We start from the raw sequence: 1,603 nt of genomic DNA, 5'->3' as shown, positions 1-1,603 counted from the left end.
AGCGGACCTGCTGCGTGGGAGCCTGCGGCGCCGGAGCGATTTCGACCTTGGGGGCCGACTCTCGGCGCTCGTCGGGCTTTTCTTCCCTCTTCACCTCACGGGCTGGCTGGACCGCCTTGGCCACGCCGGCCTGCTTGACCTGGGCGGGACGCTGCTGCGGGGCCGTCCGAGATGAGGTCGCCTGTGCGGCCTTCGCGGAACGGGGAGTCGCGCTGGCCTTCTGGGCCACGTCCACACCGGCCTGAGTGGTCGACGGTCGAGCACCTGGTGCTGACGCCTCCTCGATGCCCGACTGCGTCGCAGCCAGGGCTACCGACACGCCTCCGAACGCGATAAGGGCCGTGGTGGCCCCAACTAAGGCTCCTCGTAGAGCCGGGCCCGCTGTGGCCCGTCGGTCGCTTTCCGTCACTTCGGCTCCTTGCTGCCTACCGACATATTGGTACCAATATTGGTAGAGTACCGCCAACGGTCCCGTTGCAGGGCTTCGACCCGCCGTGATCGGCCGGCCAGCCATCGGCTTGTTTCCACTCTATAACTACACGCTATATTCCGCTAGTGGAAGGTTTAAGGCCGTTCGTTGGACAGACTTGTCGGGCAAGACACGCCGACGAAGGGGAGCCGATGCCTCGCCGTGCGGGGCAAATCAGCCCCACCACCCTCCGGGCCGCCATGTCCCGTCGAGGGGTGAGCGTCGACGACATCGCCGCACACCTGGACATCTCCCCCAACACCGTTCACAGCTGGCTCGACGGCACTCGTGCGCCGTCTCCTCCCCTGCTCGTCAGCGTGGCCCGAGCATTGGGCCTGCGGCCGGCGGACCTCACACTGGTCAGCGACGGCGAGGAGAGGCTGCACGATCTTCGGATCCACGCAGGTCTCCTCCAGCAGGAAGCGTGCGAGGTTGCGGGCATACGCCAACCGCAGCTCTCGAAGATGGAGCGGGGAGTGTCGGCTCCGCGCCCGGACCTCTGCGACGCCCTGGCCACGGCATACGGCGTCACCTCGGCTCGAGTTCTCGACGCATGGACTCGCACCCGAAACGACCGACGGCGGCAGTCCGGCGCAAAGTTTTCCTAGACCCACGCTATATTCGGACACGCCCGTGTGGCGGCAAATGCTCGACGCCGAACTACACGCGTGTTATTAATAAGGCCATGACGACCTTCGGCCGCCCGCGGACCCGCGATCACCGCACGCAGCTCAACGGCGAGATCGACAAGGAGCTAGTGGCCGACTTCAACGCGATCTGGCGCAGATCTGGCCGGAAGCGGTGGGAGGTGCTGCAAGACGTCGTCACTTACGGTCTCGCCGAGTACAAGCGGCGAGAAGCCGAGGCACCCAGTGCGCTCGACCTTCTCGGTCGCACTGGCTGACCACCACTGACTTCAAGAGATAGGAGGCGCACGGGACTCAACCAACGTCGTTGACAACCGCATAGCGCACCCACACAAAAAAGCGATCGCCCCCCGGGGCCGAATCCGAAGGGCGATCGCGAACGTGTGAACCGGGACGAGTTAGCCGCTCGCAACCCCGGTTTTGGTGCCAACCCCGAAAGGCGGACCAGCTTGCCTAGCTGTTCCGAGGGTAGCGCACACCCAAATGC

Annotated in this window: 2 protein-coding genes and 1 pseudogene; 2 read left to right on the top strand and 1 reads right to left on the bottom strand. The window is 65.3% G+C overall.

The features are described 5' to 3' along the window. Positions 1-319 (bottom strand): annotated as a pseudogene (locus G6018_RS17065) (hypothetical protein); the annotation flags it as partial. Positions 320-621: 302 nt separating this feature from the next. On the opposite strand from G6018_RS17065, the gene G6018_RS01510 reads away from it, so the two are divergent. Continuing rightward, entirely contained in the window at positions 622-1,077 is a 456-nt protein-coding gene (locus tag G6018_RS01510) for a helix-turn-helix transcriptional regulator (RefSeq protein WP_269504828.1), read from the top strand. Positions 1,078-1,154: 77 nt separating this feature from the next. Then, complete coding sequence (locus G6018_RS01505; protein WP_120282887.1) at positions 1,155-1,373, top strand: hypothetical protein; 219 nt, start codon at positions 1,155-1,157, stop codon at positions 1,371-1,373. Positions 1,374-1,603 lie beyond the last annotated feature (230 nt).

The sequence above is a fragment of the Dietzia sp. DQ11-44 genome (genome assembly GCF_014145205.1).
GTDB lineage: Bacteria > Actinomycetota > Actinomycetes > Mycobacteriales > Mycobacteriaceae > Dietzia > Dietzia natronolimnaea.
This window is presented reverse-complemented; position numbering and strand designations above follow the sequence as displayed.

What these genes read in the sequence shown, in the direction of transcription:
- G6018_RS01510 (WP_269504828.1), top strand. Translation starts at nt 622, where the DNA reads ATGCCTCGCCGTGCGGGGCAAATCAGCCCCACCACCCTCCGGGCCGCC.
- G6018_RS01505 (WP_120282887.1), top strand. Translation starts at nt 1,155, where the DNA reads ATGACGACCTTCGGCCGCCCGCGGACCCGCGATCACCGCACGCAGCTC.